The sequence below is a fragment of the Paenibacillus foliorum genome (genome assembly GCF_013141765.1).
GTDB classification, from domain to species: domain Bacteria; phylum Bacillota; class Bacilli; order Paenibacillales; family NBRC-103111; genus Paenibacillus_S; species Paenibacillus_S foliorum.
The window spans coordinates 1-1307 of sequence record NZ_WHOD01000037.1; the positions used below are offsets into that span (position 1 = coordinate 1).

At 39.7% G+C, this 1307-nt stretch carries 1 protein-coding gene; it reads right to left on the reverse strand.

Annotated features, from left to right (window positions below; all coding sequences use genetic code 11):
- Positions 1 to 364: 364 nt before the first annotated feature.
- Positions 365 to 1279 (reverse strand): phosphotransferase, encoded by a 915-nt coding sequence (locus GC093_RS07910; protein WP_171651333.1) that lies wholly within the window; start codon positions 1277 to 1279, stop codon positions 365 to 367.
- Positions 1280 to 1307 lie beyond the last annotated feature (28 nt).

The following is a 1307-nucleotide window of genomic DNA, read 5'->3' on the forward strand; positions in this document are numbered from 1 at the left end:
ATCAAAAAGAAGCTGCTTCAATGTAGCTCCTGAACTATAGTCTCCGTTAGTTCAGAAAGGTTGGGATGTTAATTCTTCAAAATCATGCTTTAAATATTCGACCTTTTCTGGAGGCAACCACGTCCTACAGTTATATCAATATTTTAACAGACTTTGAAGGATAACTGCCTGTTACTTTAATATACAAAACAAGGAGCTGCCAAGCGGCAAGCTCCTCCACTATCGTTATCGGTTAGAGTAACATGCTACTTAAATTTCTTGACAGTAACAAGGACTCCACGCCGCTCTAACTCTGAGACAGCCTCTCCAAAGTTGCTTACAGCTTGTTCGCGGCTCATTTTATCACGCCCATTCAATTGGTATATTAATCAGCGAGAGCACGTATTATGTTCGTTTTTGCTTCATTGATCAACCTTTCATCTTTATCATCAATAGCCTGCATCATTATCCCAGTTGGAATATACATGGCAATCAATCGAGCTAATATCTTCGTTTCTTCATCTACATCCCCATATACATTGAAAAAGTCAGCACGCGCATCCGGGGGTAAAAAGCTATACACAACATTCAAGTCACAAGCAGGATGTCCTATATTGACATCTCCCCAGTCAATAACCCCTGAAACTTTTCCATTCTTATCTACCAGTATATTTTTAAAATGAAGGTCACCATGTAGGAATACGTGCTTTTGTTTCACTCTTTCAGTTCTGAGCTGTTCCAAATAATTCGTTATGGCATGATACTCTTCTTTACTAAAATGACGGGCAAGGTCGGAAATGAATTTATGCATCTTTTCCCTACGCATCGCTATATCAGTAAGATTTCTATGGTCATGTTGAACTCCAATTTCTTGAGCTACTTTCACAGGGAAAGCATGCAAACCTTTTAAAAATTGTGCGAGCGTTGTTGCTGAAAACGCACGTTGCTTGGCAGTTAATCCGACTGGAAACTCCCCGGATAAATAGGGGTAGCCAAGGAAGGGCATAGGATAATCATAGTCCCCTTCTCCAAAAAACATGGGTAAAGAATAGGCTATGGAAATATAATCTTTAAGCTTTGGTAATATCTTTCCTTCCATCCTTAAAGAACTAAGTGCAACTTTCCTTCTTGGAAAGCGAAATACATATTCGCCCCCGACAAGAAAAACAGTGTTATCCCAGCCGTGTCCTAGTTTTTCTACGCTTTTTGAAGCTAACTGAGGAAATTGACTGCTTATTAATTTATAAGCCAAATCTTTTGATACTTCCCATTCTGCATCCCATTGATTCGAACCGCCCATTTCCCTCTACCGCCTCCGTCACAAAAAA